Genomic DNA, 16,135 nt, shown 5'->3' on the forward strand with positions numbered 1-16,135 from the left:
GTTTTCAAGGAACAATCTTCGCTGTTTCTTCATAGCAGCGACTTATATATTATATCAAGTATAAAGTGCTTTGTCAACACTTTTTTATCTGACCTACCTCATGTGAAGCAGCGACATTTATTAATGTACCAAGATAGCAAATCGATGTCAACAGCCTTTGTATATTTTTATTCTATATAAAATGAACTTGAGTTTTTACATCAAGCCTGGGCACCGATTTGCATGACGATACTTTTTGCAGCAGGCAACAGAGCTGAGAGATTTTATTTATTTTATATATTTTTTCAGCTTTACGGAGGGAAGCCAAATCAACTTGTTTACGCTGTACAGCCAGGCGTTATACTGCAGACGGTATACCCGGGAGCTTCCCTCCATTTATCGAAATTGTTATTTCTTATAATAGATATTACAGCCGGACTTTAGGAAAGGACTGCCCCGCCATCAATGACAACCGTTTGCCCAATGATATGGGAAGACAGGTCTGATGCAAGATAGAGCAGAACATTCGCCACTTCTTCCGGTTGTGTATAGCGGCCAGTCGGGGCGGATGCAGCCATTTGCTGCCTCGTTTGTTCAGCAGCTGCTGAATCACCTCCGGCAAAACCGCTTTCAATTTTTCTCATCATTTCTGTGTCCACAACCCCTGGACATACCGCATTGACACGGACGCCGGACGGAGCTGCCTCAATTCCTGCCGTTTTCGTCATGCCGATCACCGCATGCTTACTGGCGCCGTATGCCACCATTTCCGGTGTGCCGACGAGGCCGGCAACAGAAGCCGTATTGACAATGGTGCCGCTTTTTTGGCTGATCATATGCGGCAACACATACTTCATACCAAGAAAGACGCCGCGTACATTAATGCCCATCAGTTTATCAAATACTTCTTCGGGATAATCTATGAGCGGTTTCATCTTTCCTTCCCAACCAGCATTGTTTAAAAGAATATCAATTTTTCCATAAGTATCTAGCGCAGTTCGGACGTAATGTTGGACATCTTTGGATTTGGAAACATCGGTCCGGACAAAAATCGCTTCCCCACCATTTTCACGGATTTTTCCAGCCGTTTCTTCTCCCAATTCATCAGATAAATCAGCGACCACGACATTTGCTCCGCCCGCAGCCAGTTTCAAGCATGCTTCGCGGCCGATTCCTCCCCCGCCGCCGGTTACGATTGCAACTTTTCCTGTGAAATCAAATGTTTGCACTGGCGCCACCCTTTCCAAATTCGGTTCATCTTCAGTGTAATGGTTTGTAAAGAAGAAAGCAATGGTAACGCTTTCAAAAATTGTGTCTATTTTTTGCAACCGGCGATAGATAACCCATCTGCTTCTTTCGCGGCACGGGCAGAAATAAAAAACGGCAAATTCACTTGCAGGCGCCCATGCTGCAACAGTGGCACTGGAAAAAGCGGGGGCTGGTCAAGCGTCCCCGCGGTCCAGTTGATAAAGTTTGCGGTAACGCGCATGGTTTTCCATCAATGCCGCGTGTGTGCCCTGCATGGCGATTTTTCCTTCATCCAGAAAGACGATCTGATCCATTTTTTCCATCCCGGCCAGATGGTGAGTAATGAAAATCACCGTTTTGTCTTTTAAAACTTCAAACATCGTATCGAGCAGGTCTTTCTCTGTCAGGGGATCAAGTCCGACAGTCGGTTCATCCAAAATGACCACAGGCGTATTTTGCAGCAGGATCCGTGCGAGGGCGATTCTTTGCCGCTCGCCTCCCGAAAAACGCTGGCCGGTTTCCTCCATTTGGGTATGGATCCCATTTGGAAGGGAGTGGAGATACCGGTCAAGTTTGACTTGCCGGATGGCCTCCTCTATTTCTTCTGATGTGGCGCCGGGGCGTCCGAGGGCAGCGTTATTTTCGACCGTTGTCGCGAACAGATAAGGTTTCTGGTTCAAGACACTGACCAGCTGGTGAATCCCTTCGCCATATGCTGCCGGGGCATGCCCGCCGATGGAAACGGTCCCTGAAGCAGGCTGCAGCGCCCCAATCAGCAGATGGAGAAGCGTCGATTTGCCCGCTCCGCTTTTGCCAAGCACCGCGATTTTTTGCCCATGGGGAATGGTGAGTGACACATCGTTCAAAGCTGCGGCCGGTTCGTTTTCATAATAGTAAAAGACATGTTCCAAACGGATATCCGCTTTCTCTCCAGGAACTGCGCTATTCCTGCTTTTATCCGGGACGTACTGCCGGATCGCGTCAATCCGTTGCAGGGATTCCTTGTATGCCGGAATCTTTTCCACCGCCACGGATGCCGGGATGATGCCTTCCAGAATCGGAAGGGTTACAAGTGTAAAAGACGCAATATAGGTCGGGGCGATGTCTCCATGCATTGCGGCATGCCCTGCCCAGATGCCGGTCAATATTAAAATCATGCCCGAGATGACCTGTAGCTGAAAGTTCCGGTTATGATTCCAAAAGGACATCTTCCTTTCCATTTCGTGGCTTTCCTGGCTGTCTTCATGAAACTGCTTGAAAAACCGTTCTTTCTTTCCGCTGATGATCCAGTCGCGGATGCCGAATAAAGTATCCGTGACGTTGCGGTACAGCCGGCTCTGTGTTTCTTTCAGCGCGATTTGTCGTTTTTTCATGAAATATAAGGATAAAAGCGGGTAAACAAACAGGACGATCCCCATTAATAAGGCAATCCATAACGCAAACTGCCAGTCAAATGCAGCCAGCGTGCAAACAGAATATAAAAACAAAAACAGCGCCGTCACGACAGGAAAAATGGTGCGGATATAAGCGTCCTGCAAGTGCTCGATGTCATCGGCAAGCGTGCCGAGCAGATCCCCCGCCTGAAAACGCGAGCGGATAAACAGCGCCTGCGGTTCGAGCATTTCATACAGTTTGACGCGCATATCAGCAAGAATCTTCAACACCGTATTATGCCCGCTAAGTCGCTCAAAATAACGGGCGACCGGCCGCGCGATCCCGAAAGCGCGCACGCCGACGATCGGGACATAAATCAAAAGAATCGTCACCGGCATTTCCGAAGCCCTTGTGATCAAATACCCGGACGTAAAGGTGAGCATCGATGAAGCAAGAAAAGCAATAATGCCAAGCAGGACAGTAGCTGCCATCAGCCACCGGTACTGGCGGATATACGGTTTAATATACCGGTTGAAGTATGCCATGTTCTACCCCTCCCCGCTGCGCCTCGACAAGTTCGTAAAAGGCGCCCTTTTTCCGGTACAGCTCATCGTATGTGCCCGCTTCTCTAAGCCTGCCGCCATCCATCACCAAAATCAAATCCATTTCTTTTACCCAGTGCAGGCGGTGGGTGGCAAAAAAGACAAGTTTACGTTCAAAAAGCGGGAGCATCAGCTGTTTAATTTCCTGTTCCGTTTCGATATCGAGATGCGCAGTCGGCTCATCCAAAAGCATAACCGGACGTGCATCCAGCAATGCCCGCGCAAGCGCAATCCGCTGTTCTTCACCGCCGCTTAGCACCCGTCCGCCCTGGCCGATTTTTTCATCAAGCCCGTTCGGAAAGCTGGCGATGAGGTCGGAAAGCCCTGCTGTCCGGGCCGCTTCCTCAATCTTTTCAAGCGGCGCATCCGGCGCATACCAGGCAATATTTTCCCGTACGGTCTTTGCAAAAATATACGGATGCTGCGGAATGTAGTTCACCTGCTTTTGCCATTCTGTAAAGGACAAATGCGGAACTTCCAGGCCGTCAATCCTGATCCGTCCGCCATCCGGCATGGAGAACCCGGATAACAGGTCAATCAGCGTCGATTTGCCCGAACCGGAGATTCCGATCACACCGATTTTTTGAAACCCGCGGGCGGTAAACGTGACATCTTGCAAGATCGCCCGGTTTTCTTCCGGCGACTGTTTTTCGAGCCCTTCCACTGTTAATGTACTGTGTTCGTTCCAAACCGGGACGGGAAAAGAAAGCCCGTTTCCAAAGTCTTCTTTTTCGGCAAGCAGGCGGTGGATCTTCTCGCCCGCTTCTTTGCCGTTCATCGTGGCATGGTAATCGCTGCCAAGATCGCGGACCGGCATAAAATACTCCGGCGCGAGAATTAAAAGCGCAAGGGCCGGTTCAAATCCGATTTGCCCGTTAATCAGCCGGAGCCCGAGTTCCACGGCCACGACCGCCACGGACAAAGTCGCAAAAAAGTCTAGGGAAAACGACGATAAAAAAGCAATCCTGAGCGTGCGGTTTGTGGCAATCCGGTACTTGTTGCTGACTTCCCAAATGGCTTCTTTATGGCTTTTGCTCCGCCCTAAAAATTTCAGCGTCACGAGCCCCCTTAACGAGTCCACAAAATGGCGGGAAAGCAGCTGGTACGTTTCCCATCTCGCTTCTTTCTGCTTTTGCGCGGCGAGCCCGAGCAGAATCAAAAACCCGATTAAAATCGGCATGACAACCAGCAGCGTGATCCCGGTTTCAACATCCTGTGAAAAAATATACACAAGGAGAACAGCCGGGATCGTCAGGCACGCGATAAACCGTGGAATAAAAAGCTCTAAATAAGTACGGAACTCCGGAATGCCCTCAAGGCAAAGCGTCACCAGATTGCCCGTGCCATGCCTGCTGATGGCGCGCGGTCCGATGCGAAACAGCTTTTCAACGAGCAAGTTTTGGTAATGGAGGGACGTGCGGCCGGCAAACCGGAACGCAACCCGCGACTTTGCCCACTGCAAAAAGTGGCGGATGAGATGGGCGGCGAAAAAGATGCCAAATTCAGCCGCTGCTTCCTGCCACGGCACCCCTTTGTATAAATGGACAATCGCTTTTGCCAGGTATACTGCCTGCACGATAATAGCAACCGATTGGATCATCGTCAGGCATCCGGCAATGATAAAAGTTTTTAAGCTGCCTTTATACTGCATCAGATGTTTATCCATCCGCACCAGCTCCTCTCCGGTATGGGGCCATTCCGCCATACGCAGGGCTTTTTTGATTCGTTCATTGGCATATTTTCACCTGTACGGAGTCCCTAAGATCGTGCCAGGTTCCTGCTTCAATCCGCAATATGCGGACTGCTTCTCTCCGTACCCATCCAAAAGGTTCCATTCCAGGAGTAGTATCCATTCCCTATTCCCGTATTGATCTGCTTCTCTCCGCACCCGTCCAAACGGTGCCGAATGAAAAAGAAAACACCCGGTTTGCCCGAAATCCGCTCCCCGGGTGAGCAGTGGACGGCGATCTTTAACCCCCGCCCCCTGAACTTTTTTAATAATGCAATTCATGCGGTGTAACCCGTTTCCGGAAGACGTAGTAACTCCAAATCGTGTAAGCGAGCACGACCGGTACCATCGTGCATGCGACGATCGTCATGATTTTTAACGAATACGGGCTTGACGATGCTTTATAAAGCGTCAAGTTGTTCGCCGCCCCCATTGAACTGATCAGCACGTTCGGGAAAAGTGCGATGAAAAACGAGACGGTTACAAGAATTAAAATCAACCCGGTTACGGCAAAACTCAATCCTTCTTTTTTATTCCGCAAAAGCGGATACAGTGCCAGATAAAGCACGATGGCAACGGCATAGACCGGAATTAAAATGGCACCCCGTTTCACAAACGCGTCTGTAAAAACAGCGGTTAATACGGTAAACAGGACAACGACGGCGCCTGTAGCGATATACATTTTGATCGCGGCTTTTCCGGCACGTTCACGGATTTCGCCATCCGTTTTTAAACGGATAAACATCAGGCCATGCAGATAGACAAGAGCGACAAAAGCAAGCCCGCCGACGATCGTGTAGAGGTTGACGATGTCGAAAAATCCGGCATGCATCGTCATCGAGCGGTCAATCGGAAGCCCCTTGATCATCCCGGAAAACAGAGCACCAAGCAAAAACGGCGGCAGGAGGCTTCCAAGCAAAATGGCCCAGTCCCAAATACCTTTCCATTTGCTTGCCTGGAGTTTGCCGCGGAATTCAAAGGCAACCCCTCTGGCAATAAGCGCAAGCAGCAGGACGACAAAGGCAAGGTAATAGCCGCTAAAAAGCGTGGCATACCAGTTCGGGAAAGCAGCAAACATGGCGCCGCCCGCTGTCAGGAGCCATACTTCATTGGCATCCCAGAACGGCCCGATCGTATTAATGAGCACCCGTTTTTCCGTCTCATTTTTGGCAAGGAATTTTGTGCTCATCCCGACTCCGAAATCAAAACCTTCCAGAAATACAAATCCGACAAATAACACACAAACGAGCAAAAACCACAATTCATTTAACTGCATTATACAACCCTCCTTGTATTGAAAGGATCCGATGCAGTAATGTCTTCCATCGGTTTTGCCTGCGGGCCCTGTTTAATAACGCGGATAAACAGGTAAGCCATTGCCACGGCAAGCAGCGTATAGACAATCGAGAACGCAACCAGTGAAAACAGCAGCTCGCCGGCCGAAACATTCGGCGAAACGCCCGCACTTGTTTTCATCAAGCCGTTTACCACCCATGGCTGCCGGCCCATTTCAGACATAATCCAGCCGAACGAGTTGCCGATCGTCGGGATAAACATGCAAGGGAACAGCCATTTCAAGTAACGCATGCTGTTTTCAATTTTTTTCTTCCAGACAAGGTACAGGCCGATCAAACTCATCAGGATCATAATGCCGCCGGTGGCAACCATGATCCGGAAGCTCCAAAACGTTGTTTTTACAGGCGGAATATAATTGCCTGCCCCGTATTTTTGTGTGTATTCTTTTTGCAGCTCGTTCATCCCTTTGACAGATCCGGAAAATTTGCCATAGGATAAGTAGCTCAGCAAGTACGGAATTTGCACCCTGTATTCCGACTTTTTATTTTTCGTATCAATGACACTAAACAATGTCCACGGCGCAGGGTCCCCGGTGTTTTGCCAGATGCCTTCCGCAGCAGCCATTTTCATCGGCTGGACATTAATGAGATAACGTGCCTGGCTGTGCCCGGAAAAGGCAAGGCCGAGCCCGCTGAGAAGACCAACGATAAGTGCGATGGCAACAGACCGTTTGAAAAAGGCCACTTCTTTTTTCCTGATCAAATTCCAGGCCGAAACGCCGGCGATGAAAAACGCACCGGTGGCAAGGCTGCCGAAAATAATGTGCGGGTAAGCCACCTGCAATTTTTGGTTCAACAGCACGGCGGCAAAATTGTTCATTTCGGCACGGCCATTGTGAATCGTATAGCCGACCGGATTTTGCATGAACGAGTTTGCGGCCATAATCCAGAGCGCCGACAGCATCGTTCCGATCGAGACGAGCCAGATGCAGGCCAGATGCAGTTTTTTCGGGAGTCTGTCCCAACCGAAAATCCATAGGCCGATGAAAGTCGACTCCATAAAGAACGCAAGCAGCGCTTCAATCGCAAGCGGTGCGCCGAATACGTCCCCGACGAACCGCGAGTAGGTCGACCAGTTCATCCCGAATTGGAATTCCTGGATAATCCCGGTCACCACTCCGACTGCGAAGTTGATGAGGAAAAAGGTTCCCCAAAACTTCGTCATTTTCTTGTAAATTTCTTTCTTTTTCACCATGTAAAGCGTTTGCATGACAGCGACAATAAATGCCAATCCGATTGAAAGCGGCACGAAAATGAAGTGGAACAAGGTTGTCGTTGCAAACTGGGTCCGTGCCAATATGACTTCACTCATTTCCCAAAATCCCCTCCTCTTCCATATTTCCGTTACTTTATCATTACACTTATATTATATTTAATCTTTTTATGGTATAGATAGGAGCCATGTGACAATTCGGTTAAAAACTGTCGAATATTATTTGACAAATTATTTTTCTGGAAAATTATTCTTCCAGGCCTATTGACTTTTTGTGAAAGCGCGATCAAAAGGGTGCGGCTCACCCGGGCGGCCGGGACAACTCGCGTCCTTCTTTCCGGTCAAGGTCCGTGATTTCCCTTTTTCCAGAACGCTCTTCGCTTCTTCTTTTCCAAAAGACCGTAAAAAAAAAGAGCGGCTGCCTCCGCTCTTTACTGTTTCATTTCCCGCCTATAGGACACGGCGAATTGGGCATATTCGCTTTGGGGCGCGACTTTTGTCAGGAGCTTAAAAAGAATCCGGTACCGTTCTTTCATGGCCCTTTTGATGACCCGCTCAATCCGCTCATCATTCAGGTCAAGTAAAATTTCTTCCATTTCTCTTTTCAACAAATACTGCAGTTCCAGCAGCTCTTTTTCATGGACGACAAGACCTAACACCCGCATGCACCCTTTCTGTTCATGGTACGTCTATTTTTACCAAATTTAAGGAAAATATCACAGCACTTTTCCTTGCATAATCCTGAAAAAATGGCGCATACAATAAGACAAGTGCAGTTTTTAACGGGAGGTTGAATCATGCACCATACGAAATCGCGAAACTGGAAACCGTATCTTTTCATTGTCATTGTCTCGTTTTTTACTGCCTTATTGATCTATACCCAAACGCTGACGCAGACGGCAGCTTTTTCAGCAAAAGGCACCCCGAAAGCCGTTTTTAAAGGAGAAAACGGCATTGCGTTAACTTTTAATATTGGCTGGGGCGATGAAAAAGCCGTCCCTATCTTGAAAACGCTGCAGAAAAACGGCGTAAAGTCCGCAACCTTTTTCCTGTCAGGCGCGTGGGCGGAACAGCACCCGGATATTGTGAATAGGATTGAAAAAGCCGGATATGAGATCGGAAGCCTCGGTTATGCCTATGTGGATTACACGGATGAAGAACCGGCTAAAGTGCGGCATGATATGCAGAAGGCACAAGAAGTGTTTAAAAAACTTGAAATAAAGGATGTAAAACTTTTGCGTTCCCCGACCGGCCATTTTGACAAAACGGCATTAAAAATTGCGGACCAACTGGGGCTTACAATGGTTCACTGGAGCGTCAACACCGATGACTGGAAAAACCCGGGCACCGCAAAAATTATTGAAAAAGCAAGCACAGCCGAAAACGGGGATATCATCCTGCTGCACGCTTCTGATGCCGCAAAGCAGACGAACAAAGCCCTGCCGCAAATCATCCGCCACTTGTCGGATAAAGGAAAATTTGTGACCGTTTCCGAAATGATTGCAAACGGCAAAGCAGAAACGAAAGTGATTCCTTAAAGCCACAGGCCCACTTGGTATATCGTTGTTAGGAGAAGAGAAATACAATGTGTTAAAATGAATGATATGAAAGGATATCCAAATGGGCTTGCAGGTGAATGGAATAATGAAGCAAATTTTCAGCACAGTGGTCCAATTTCGCGGGTCACATGAAAAATTCGGTTATATGCAGGGGCTTGCATTAAAAGAATCCCTTTCCATCCAAAACCGCGACAATCAATGGAAAGTCAGAAAACCGCGGTTTGTAATCGACCTTAACGAAACGAAAGACGCAATCACCCGCTTTGCACCCGGAATCTGGGACGAGTTGTGCGGATTGCAGGAAGCACTGAAATGGCCGATGGAAAAAGTTTTGCAGGAATTTGGCGGCTACCGGGTGGATTACACAAAATCAGGCTGCTCGATTTTAACAGGCGATGGCTATCTCATCCGCAACTATGATTACCATCCTAAAACCTATGAAGGACGCTATGTCCTGTACCAGCCAACCGACCAGGGGTACGCGATTGCCGGGCCGAGCCAGCGCGTCACCGGGCGGATGGACGGCATGAATGAAAAAGGGCTCGCCATCGGCTATACGTTTATCCATCGAAAAAGTCCCGGCGACGGGTTTATTTGCTGCATGATTGGCAGGCTGCTACTGGAATCATGCGTAAATATTGACGAAGCCGTTGCCATGTTAAAAGAAATTCCGCACCGCCATTCATTCAGCTATGTCGTTTATGATAAAAGCGGGGAAACCCGGATTGTCGAAGCCTCTCCGCGCGCGGTCGCCGTGCGGAACGGAGATATTTGCACCAATCATTTTGAAACCCTCAGCAAAGAAAACCGGCATCATCTCAGCGATTCGATGCGCAGAACCGCCATTTTGGAACAGGAAAAAGGGCATCTATCCAGCGCCCGGGACGCGTTTCAATTATTAAATAGCCGGGATAAAGGCGTTTTTTCAGAACTATACGCTAGCTGGGCGGGCACAATCCATACTTCCGCTTACCTGCCAAAGCAAATGGAAGCCTGGTTCGCTTTAGGCGGTGACTGCGAGCCGGTGAAAATTGACTTTGCCAAATGGCTGTCAGGAGAAGACTTGCCCATTGAAAAGATCACCGGCGAAGTGGATACGGATATCCCCTTCCTCCATATGGACAAAGGGGCCGACTGGTTTCAAAAATGATCGAAACCGCGGTCATGAACCATGGATTCCGGCCGCGGCATCCTTTACCGGAAAAATGCTGCGGTTGCAAAAATGGAATCATCCGGTGCTCTGTGTCGTATGGAGCAGAAGCCATGGACTCTTCTATTGCTTTTTTTCATGGGCCGCGGGCGTTTCAAGCGTTCCCACTGTTATCGTGTCTATTGCCAGCTGAGAAAATTTTTATGCATTTACTGCCCAAACAGCAAAAACCGGATACCCCATCAGGCTCCGGTTTTAGTTTGCCGTCTTTTCTTCTGCGATCTTGCGCAATGCTGCTTTTTCCTCTTTTTCCTTTTGGGAGCGCTTTAAAAAATGTGGAAGCACAAGCAGCTGGTAAGCATTGCAGATGAGAAGCGGGAAAAGCATAAGATAAAGCGAGGATATGCTATTGACACGCAAAGCTGGCACCCACTCGAGAATGGTCACTGCCACCATGAAAAACAAGGCAGGAATAAAAGCCCCTGCACTTTTTGCCTGCTTCGTCTTAGCAGCTGCCACCACAAACGCGGACACAAGGATCAGTGCTGCAAACAGCAGGGACTGGCGGGTATCCGCGCGGAAGTACACAAAATCGAACAGTACATAACAGGCTGCAACAAGCTGAATGGCCTGCCAGACAAGCCGCGAACGGAAAATGTCAAGCCCGAGCTGGTGCACGGTTAACCAGGCGAAGAAACCTACCTGACTGACAAGACTGAAAATCAAGCCCAACCCCGCAAACCAGAAAAACGCGCCAGCGATGGACAAAAGATCCGCATGTGCAAAATAAGGCGCCATTTCCGGCCAGCGGACGAAAAACCCGAGAATCCCGGCTGACACCCCTCCGATGGCAAGAGCGGCAAAAAAGAAACGAACCCAGTTCCGGCTTGTCAATCCCCATCCCCCTTTGCCTTTAAAGTACCTTTATTGTAACAGAGAATCATGAGAAAAATCCAGCACATCATGCCGGCTTTCCCAACTGTACTGTTTTACCAATCCGCACGATGAAGCCGGTTTTTGCAGAGCTGTAGCACGATCAGGCTCCGGTCCCGGGAAAAAATTCCAGTGCTTTTAAGCCTCCCCGCCGAGCGCATAATCCGAAAAGAACTTCACATATTAAAGATAGAATGAAGAAGGGAGCCAAAAGCATGAAACCAAGAACCGTTTTGCTCCTGATCAGCCTTTGCGCTGCCCTTACAGCCTGCTCGGGCGAGGCTTCAACAGGCGGGCAAGCGGATTATAACCAGACGAAAAAAATGGTCATTGACATATTGAAAACCGATGAAGGAAAAAAAGCGCTGCAGGACGTGATTACAAGCGACGGAATGAAAAAGAATCTGGTCATTGACAAGGCGTACATGAAAGAAGCGATCGAACAAACATTAACTTCCGATAAAGGCAAGGCTTTTTGGAGAGAAGCCATGCAGGATCCGAAATTTGCCGCCGCGGTTGCAGACAGCATGAAAACTGAAAACAAAGCGCTGTTGAAAAGTTTGATGAAGGATCCGGATTACCAGGCAATGATGATGGATATTTTAAAAGACCCGGCTTACGAAAAAGAAGTGCAAACGATGCTAAAGAGCAAAGAAATGCGGAAAACCATGCAGGAGGTTGTCATCGATACGTTTAATGACCCGGCTTTTAAAGCGAAAATGGAAGACAGTCTGCTGAAAGCGGCGAAAACGATGAAAGACAAAAAGTAGCGGCGGGATTTGGCTCCGCCGCTTTCCACATTTATTTTTTCAGCTTGTCCACAATTTTTTGTGCGATTTCCGTATAAATTTTTCCGAGCCGGTGGTCTTCGGCATAGATGGACGGCGCGAAATCATGTTCATTCCAGTCCGGCTGCTGAAGCGGGAGCTGACCGAGCACTTCGGTCCGCAATTCTTCGGCAAGTTTTTCCCCGCCGCCGCGACCAAATACATACTCGCGTTCGCCGGTCACCTTGCTTTCAAAATAAGCCATATTTTCAATGACACCGAGCAAATTGTGTTCCGTCCGGAGTGCCATCGCGCCGGCCCGTGCCGCAACGAAAGCCGCAGTCGGATGCGGGGTTGTCACGATAATCTCATTGCAGCGCGGCAGCATCGAATGGATATCGAGCGCCACATCCCCGGTGCCCGGCGGCAAGTCAAGCAGCAAATAATCGAGGTTGCCCCATTCCACTTCATGGAAGAAATTGTTCAGCATTTTGCCAAGCATCGGCCCGCGCCAGATCACCGGCGCATTGTCTTCTACAAAAAAGCCCATCGAAATGACCTTGACCCCGAACCGTTCCACCGGGATAATTCTTTCTCCGCGGACAACCGGACGCTGCATAATGCCCATCATGTCCGGCACGCTGAATCCGTAAATATCGGCATCAATCAGGCCGACCTTTTTCCCAAGGCGGGCGAGTGCAACCGCCAAATTGACGGAAACGGTCGATTTCCCAACGCCGCCCTTGCCGCTTGCAATGGCGATAAATTCCGTTTTGGCGGAGCCGAGCGGGTTTTTGTTGTCTTCCTGCAACAAATCGCGGAACCGGTCGAGCGTTTCTTTCGGCAGTTCGCCGAAACGGATGCCGACTGTATTCGCGCCAATCCCCTTCAATGCTTTCACAATGGCCATCTGCAGCTGCAGCTGTTCGCTTGTACCAGTTTTGGCAATCGCTACTTTGACACTGACATGCTGGATCTCTTCTTTGATTTTGATTTCGAGGATCCCTTTTGTTTCTTCCAGCGTTTTATGTAAAAAAGGATCTTCAAACCCTTTTAACACGTCGTAAACCTGTTGTTCCGTCAACATTTTCTACACCATCCTTAAAATGAAGTCGTTTCCAGCTTGATTCCAGTATACCATACAATGGCAGTGTTTTGCGCTGGAACGGCTCCGGATGCTTGTCAGTTCTTTAAGTCCTTTTCTTTTGTAAAGTAGCGCATAATCCCTTCATAAATGGATGCCGCCACCTTTGTCTGGTACGCATCGGATTTTAATTGCTCCCGCTCCCCGGGATTGGACAAAAACCCGATTTCCACAAGGCAGCCCGGTTTTTTCGCATGCTTCAGCAAATACACATTGGACAATGTTTTGGAAGCCCGGTTTGTATTTTCGAGATTCCGGACCAGCTCCGCCTGGATAAACGTGGCGATCCTTTTATTTTCAATCATAGTCGGGGCGTAAAAAGTCTGGGCGCCGTGCCACTGCGATTGCGGAATAGCGTTCAGATGGATGCTGATAAAAAGGTCCGCTTCCGACTCGTTGATCAGGGAAAGCCTTTTTCTTAAATCCTCCACTTTGCGGCGGCTGTAGCCCTTTGTCTCGTTATCAGCAAGGTCTGTGTCCGTTTCGCGCGTCATAATAACAAGCGCGCCCTGCTGCTGAAGATAGTCTTTGATTTTGGCCGCCACACTTAAGGCAACATCTTTTTCCAGCACTTCATCTCCCGTTGCCCCGCCGTCCGGCCCCCCGTGCCCCGGATCCAGATAGATGATTTTCCCGGAAAGCGGCAGATTCCACGGGCGCCACGTATCTTTTTGGAAAAACTCAAACTGCACAAGTAAAAATAAAAGGGTGACACCAAGCAGAAACCCCGCAATTTTGATTTTCCGTTTCATCACAATCTCCCTCTCCCTGTCCTTATTGAAAAGTTATGGGACAAGGGAGGAAAATAGAACTGCAAAAAAGGGAGCCGCAAACGGGCATCCCCTAATGAAGCCGCAGTTTCCGCCTTTGTTCGCCTTTTTTAAAGCCGTAAGACCAAAAGTAGTCGGCAAACTGCTCGCATGTATAGTAAATGGACTCCTGCATCGTATCATTGCCGAATGTCCAATAAAGCCAAAAATTGTACAGAGTATCTGTAATATGCTTTAATTCGGTTTCGCACCGTTTCTTTGCCTGCTCGGCCGGCTCGCCGTAATACCCGAACCGGCTGTAATGGCCGCCCAATAAATAGGCTTCAATGGCGACATCGTAACACCCTTCTTCGATCCCCTGCTCCATCCACGCTCCCCCGTTGATCCGGAACGAACCGAAATGGGACTGGAAGCTTTTCTTCAGCACTTCAACCGGCAGTTCGCGGAGCAAATTGCGTTCCGCTTTCATTTGCCTCTCCCGTCTTTTCGCAGACAGGGTGGTAATGACTTCATTCATCTCTACCCACTCCTTACCGGTATTGTACGCGGGCGTAGAGGCGTCGATACTTTATAATGATTTCCAAACAAGGAATCGATATCGCAACATGGGCGAGCGCTTTAAGCCAACACACCGCTCAGGAGCGCGCATCCTTTTTTTCAGTATGCTCCGGCTCCTGGTCAAATCCCCGGTCATCAATCCGGCATGCCTCAAGCGGGATGACTTTTGTCCGCTTTACGAGCTTGTAGCCGAGCCACATGATGGCAAAAAGCGGGATGCCGAGATACGCGGCAATGGCGCTCATCCAGTCGATACGGCCGCCGAGGAATGCCTGATAATCCTGCGCAAGAATAACGATCACGCCGACAATCAGCGCAAAAATCGGGCCGAACGGGTACCATTTCGCATGATAAGGGAGATCGTCAAGTGAACGTCCCTGGGCGAGATACGCTTTCCGGAAACGGTAATGGCTGGCGGCAATCCCGAGCCAGAAAATAAAGCCCGTGACGCCCGCTGCATTCAACAGCCAGATATAAATGGCGCCGTCCCCGAATGCGGATGCGAGAAATGCAAGCGCGCCGACAATGGCCGTGGCAACAAGGGCTGCGACCGGCACGCCGCGTTTGTTCAGTTTGCCGAAAAACTTCGGCGCCTGGCCTTCATGGGCCATTGCATACAAAATCCTTGTTGAAGCATACAGGCTCGAGTTTCCCGCCGACAGCACAGCCGTTAAAATGACCGTATTCATTAGGGATGCAGCAAACGCAAGCCCCGCTTTTTTAAAGACAAGCGTAAACGGGCTCACCATTACATCCGTACTTTGCAAACTTTTTGTCGTATAAGGGATAATCAGCCCGATGACAAGAATTGCAAGGACATAAAACAACAAAATGCGCCAGAAAATGCTTTTGATTGCTTTTGGCACGTTTTTGCGCGGATTCTCGCTTTCCCCGGCTGCAACGCCGACAATTTCCGTCCCCTGGAATGAAAATCCGGCGGTAATGAACACGCCAAGCACGGCAAGCGCACCGCCGTGGAAAGGCGCATCCCCGATTGTAAAGTTTTTAAAGCCGGCCGGTGCCCCACCCAATATGCCAAATATCATCAAAAAGCCGGTAACAATAAAAAGGATAATGGTCGCCACTTTGACAAAGGAAAACCAGTACTCTCCTTCGCCATAGCCTCTCACGGACAAAATGTTCAAAAGAAAAATCACGAGCAAAAACAGGCCGCTCCACAACCAGCTGGGGCTGTGCGGAAACCAGAATTTCATGACCAGTGTCGATGCCGAAAGTTCCGCTGCAAGACAAATGGCCCAGCTGTACCAGTAATTCCAGCCGAGCGCAAAACCGAGCGCCGGATCAATAAAGCGGGTTGCATACGTACTGAATGCCCCGCTTGTCGGCATAAATGAAGCCAGTTCCCCGAGGCTTGTCATAATAAAATAGACCATCACACCGATAACCAAATAGGCAAGCAGCGCTCCCCCCGGGCCCGCCTGGTAAATCGCGGCGCCGCTTCCGAGAAAAAGCCCGGTCCCGATCGAGCCGCCGAGTGATATCATGGTCAGATGCCGCGCCTTTAAACGCCGTTTCAGGCCGGATTTTTGTGTTGCCATCGTATGTTCATCTCCATTTATCTATCATACGCATCTGGTTAAAATAAATCACAACGTCCATACCATAGCACAAAAAATTCTGGATGAAAACAGGATTTTGCATATTTCCAGCATTTTGTTGCATAATCTTACATCCCTATGTAGAAAAACGTGCAGCAAGGTTTTGCACCTGCTGCACGTTTGCCGTTTATAAAA

At 49.2% G+C, this 16,135-nt stretch carries 14 protein-coding genes; 3 read left to right on the top strand and 11 right to left on the bottom strand.

Annotated features, from left to right (window positions below):
* Nucleotides 1-419: 419 nt before the first annotated feature.
* The 6 genes from P9687_RS06440 to P9687_RS06465 all read right to left on the bottom strand — a co-directional run bounded on the left by P9687_RS06440 (nucleotide 420) and on the right by P9687_RS06465 (nucleotide 8,159).
* Nucleotides 420-1,208, bottom strand: a complete 789-nt coding sequence (locus tag P9687_RS06440; RefSeq protein ID WP_026684497.1) for an SDR family NAD(P)-dependent oxidoreductase — start codon at nucleotides 1,206-1,208, stop codon at nucleotides 420-422.
* Nucleotides 1,209-1,421: 213 nt separating this feature from the next.
* A complete protein-coding gene (cydC, locus tag P9687_RS06445) occupies nucleotides 1,422-3,146 on the bottom strand; it encodes a thiol reductant ABC exporter subunit CydC (protein ID WP_035182943.1) in 1,725 nt (574 codons plus the stop codon).
* Nucleotides 3,121-4,869 (bottom strand): thiol reductant ABC exporter subunit CydD, encoded by a 1,749-nt coding sequence (gene cydD / locus P9687_RS06450; protein ID WP_017551209.1) that lies wholly within the window; start codon nucleotides 4,867-4,869, stop codon nucleotides 3,121-3,123. Before cydD ends, cydC begins: the two co-directional genes overlap by 26 nt.
* A gap of 328 nt (nucleotides 4,870-5,197) precedes the next feature.
* Nucleotides 5,198-6,208 carry a cytochrome d ubiquinol oxidase subunit II gene (cydB, locus tag P9687_RS06455; protein ID WP_014096464.1) on the bottom strand — a complete coding sequence of 337 codons (1,011 nt, stop codon included), beginning with the start codon at nucleotides 6,206-6,208 and terminating at the stop codon, nucleotides 5,198-5,200.
* Nucleotides 6,208-7,599, bottom strand: coding sequence for a cytochrome ubiquinol oxidase subunit I (locus tag P9687_RS06460; protein ID WP_014096465.1), 1,392 nt, complete (start codon nucleotides 7,597-7,599; stop codon nucleotides 6,208-6,210). The genes cydB and P9687_RS06460 overlap by 1 nt, the downstream gene beginning before the upstream one ends.
* A 332-nt stretch (nucleotides 7,600-7,931) precedes the next feature.
* Nucleotides 7,932-8,159: a hypothetical protein gene (locus tag P9687_RS06465; protein ID WP_014096466.1), complete on the bottom strand. Its 228-nt coding sequence runs from the start codon at nucleotides 8,157-8,159 to the stop codon at nucleotides 7,932-7,934.
* Nucleotides 8,160-8,297: 138 nt separating this feature from the next.
* On the opposite strand from P9687_RS06465, the gene P9687_RS06470 reads away from it, so the two are divergent.
* Nucleotides 8,298-9,038 (top strand): polysaccharide deacetylase family protein, encoded by a 741-nt coding sequence (locus P9687_RS06470; RefSeq protein ID WP_035189303.1) that lies wholly within the window; start codon nucleotides 8,298-8,300, stop codon nucleotides 9,036-9,038.
* A gap of 106 nt (nucleotides 9,039-9,144) precedes the next feature.
* Entirely contained in the window at nucleotides 9,145-10,209 is a 1,065-nt protein-coding gene (locus tag P9687_RS06475) for a C45 family autoproteolytic acyltransferase/hydolase (RefSeq protein WP_035189302.1), read from the top strand.
* 255 nt (nucleotides 10,210-10,464) lie between these two features.
* On the opposite strand, the gene P9687_RS06480 is transcribed toward P9687_RS06475, so the two are convergent.
* A complete protein-coding gene (locus P9687_RS06480; RefSeq protein WP_328228658.1) occupies nucleotides 10,465-11,103 on the bottom strand; it encodes a KinB-signaling pathway activation protein in 639 nt (212 codons plus the stop codon).
* A gap of 254 nt (nucleotides 11,104-11,357) precedes the next feature.
* Here P9687_RS06480 and gerD point away from each other — a divergent pair, with 254 nt between their 5' ends.
* Nucleotides 11,358-11,912 (top strand): spore germination lipoprotein GerD, encoded by a 555-nt coding sequence (gerD, locus tag P9687_RS06485; protein WP_014096470.1) that lies wholly within the window; start codon nucleotides 11,358-11,360, stop codon nucleotides 11,910-11,912.
* Nucleotides 11,913-11,943: 31 nt separating this feature from the next.
* Here the strand turns inward: gerD and P9687_RS06490 are convergent, their stop codons facing one another.
* From P9687_RS06490 to P9687_RS06505, 4 genes are all read right to left on the bottom strand, one after another.
* Nucleotides 11,944-12,996 (bottom strand): Mrp/NBP35 family ATP-binding protein, encoded by a 1,053-nt coding sequence (locus P9687_RS06490; protein ID WP_014096471.1) that lies wholly within the window; start codon nucleotides 12,994-12,996, stop codon nucleotides 11,944-11,946.
* A gap of 95 nt (nucleotides 12,997-13,091) precedes the next feature.
* The gene (gene cwlD / locus P9687_RS06495; RefSeq protein WP_014096472.1) at nucleotides 13,092-13,805 is read right to left on the bottom strand and encodes an N-acetylmuramoyl-L-alanine amidase CwlD; all 714 of its coding nucleotides are present in this window, start codon (nucleotides 13,803-13,805) and stop codon (nucleotides 13,092-13,094) included.
* 91 nt (nucleotides 13,806-13,896) lie between these two features.
* Nucleotides 13,897-14,340, bottom strand: coding sequence for a YbaK family protein (locus tag P9687_RS06500; RefSeq protein ID WP_014096473.1), 444 nt, complete (start codon nucleotides 14,338-14,340; stop codon nucleotides 13,897-13,899).
* A 118-nt stretch (nucleotides 14,341-14,458) separates the two neighbouring features.
* Nucleotides 14,459-15,940, bottom strand: coding sequence for an amino acid permease (locus P9687_RS06505; RefSeq protein ID WP_035189301.1), 1,482 nt, complete (start codon nucleotides 15,938-15,940; stop codon nucleotides 14,459-14,461).
* Nucleotides 15,941-16,135 lie beyond the last annotated feature (195 nt).

It is taken from the genome of Weizmannia sp. CD-2023, assembly GCF_036225245.1.
Lineage (GTDB): Bacteria > Bacillota > Bacilli > Bacillales > Bacillaceae_C > Weizmannia > Weizmannia faecalis.

Excerpts from the sequence above, each read along its gene's own strand:
- cydC (WP_035182943.1), bottom strand. The coding sequence starts at position 3,146 with ATGGCATACTTCAACCGGTATATTAAACCGTATATCCGCCAGTACCGG.
- cydD (WP_017551209.1), bottom strand. The coding sequence starts at position 4,869 with ATGGATAAACATCTGATGCAGTATAAAGGCAGCTTAAAAACTTTTATC.
- cydB (WP_014096464.1), bottom strand. The coding sequence starts at position 6,208 with ATGCAGTTAAATGAATTGTGGTTTTTGCTCGTTTGTGTGTTATTTGTC.
- P9687_RS06460 (WP_014096465.1), bottom strand. The coding sequence starts at position 7,599 with ATGAGTGAAGTCATATTGGCACGGACCCAGTTTGCAACGACAACCTTG.
- P9687_RS06470 (WP_035189303.1), top strand. The coding sequence starts at position 8,298 with ATGCACCATACGAAATCGCGAAACTGGAAACCGTATCTTTTCATTGTC.
- P9687_RS06475 (WP_035189302.1), top strand. The coding sequence starts at position 9,145 with ATGAAGCAAATTTTCAGCACAGTGGTCCAATTTCGCGGGTCACATGAA.
- gerD (WP_014096470.1), top strand. The coding sequence starts at position 11,358 with ATGAAACCAAGAACCGTTTTGCTCCTGATCAGCCTTTGCGCTGCCCTT.
- P9687_RS06490 (WP_014096471.1), bottom strand. The coding sequence starts at position 12,996 with ATGTTGACGGAACAACAGGTTTACGACGTGTTAAAAGGGTTTGAAGAT.
- cwlD (WP_014096472.1), bottom strand. The coding sequence starts at position 13,805 with ATGAAACGGAAAATCAAAATTGCGGGGTTTCTGCTTGGTGTCACCCTT.
- P9687_RS06500 (WP_014096473.1), bottom strand. The coding sequence starts at position 14,340 with ATGAATGAAGTCATTACCACCCTGTCTGCGAAAAGACGGGAGAGGCAA.
- P9687_RS06505 (WP_035189301.1), bottom strand. The coding sequence starts at position 15,940 with ATGGCAACACAAAAATCCGGCCTGAAACGGCGTTTAAAGGCGCGGCAT.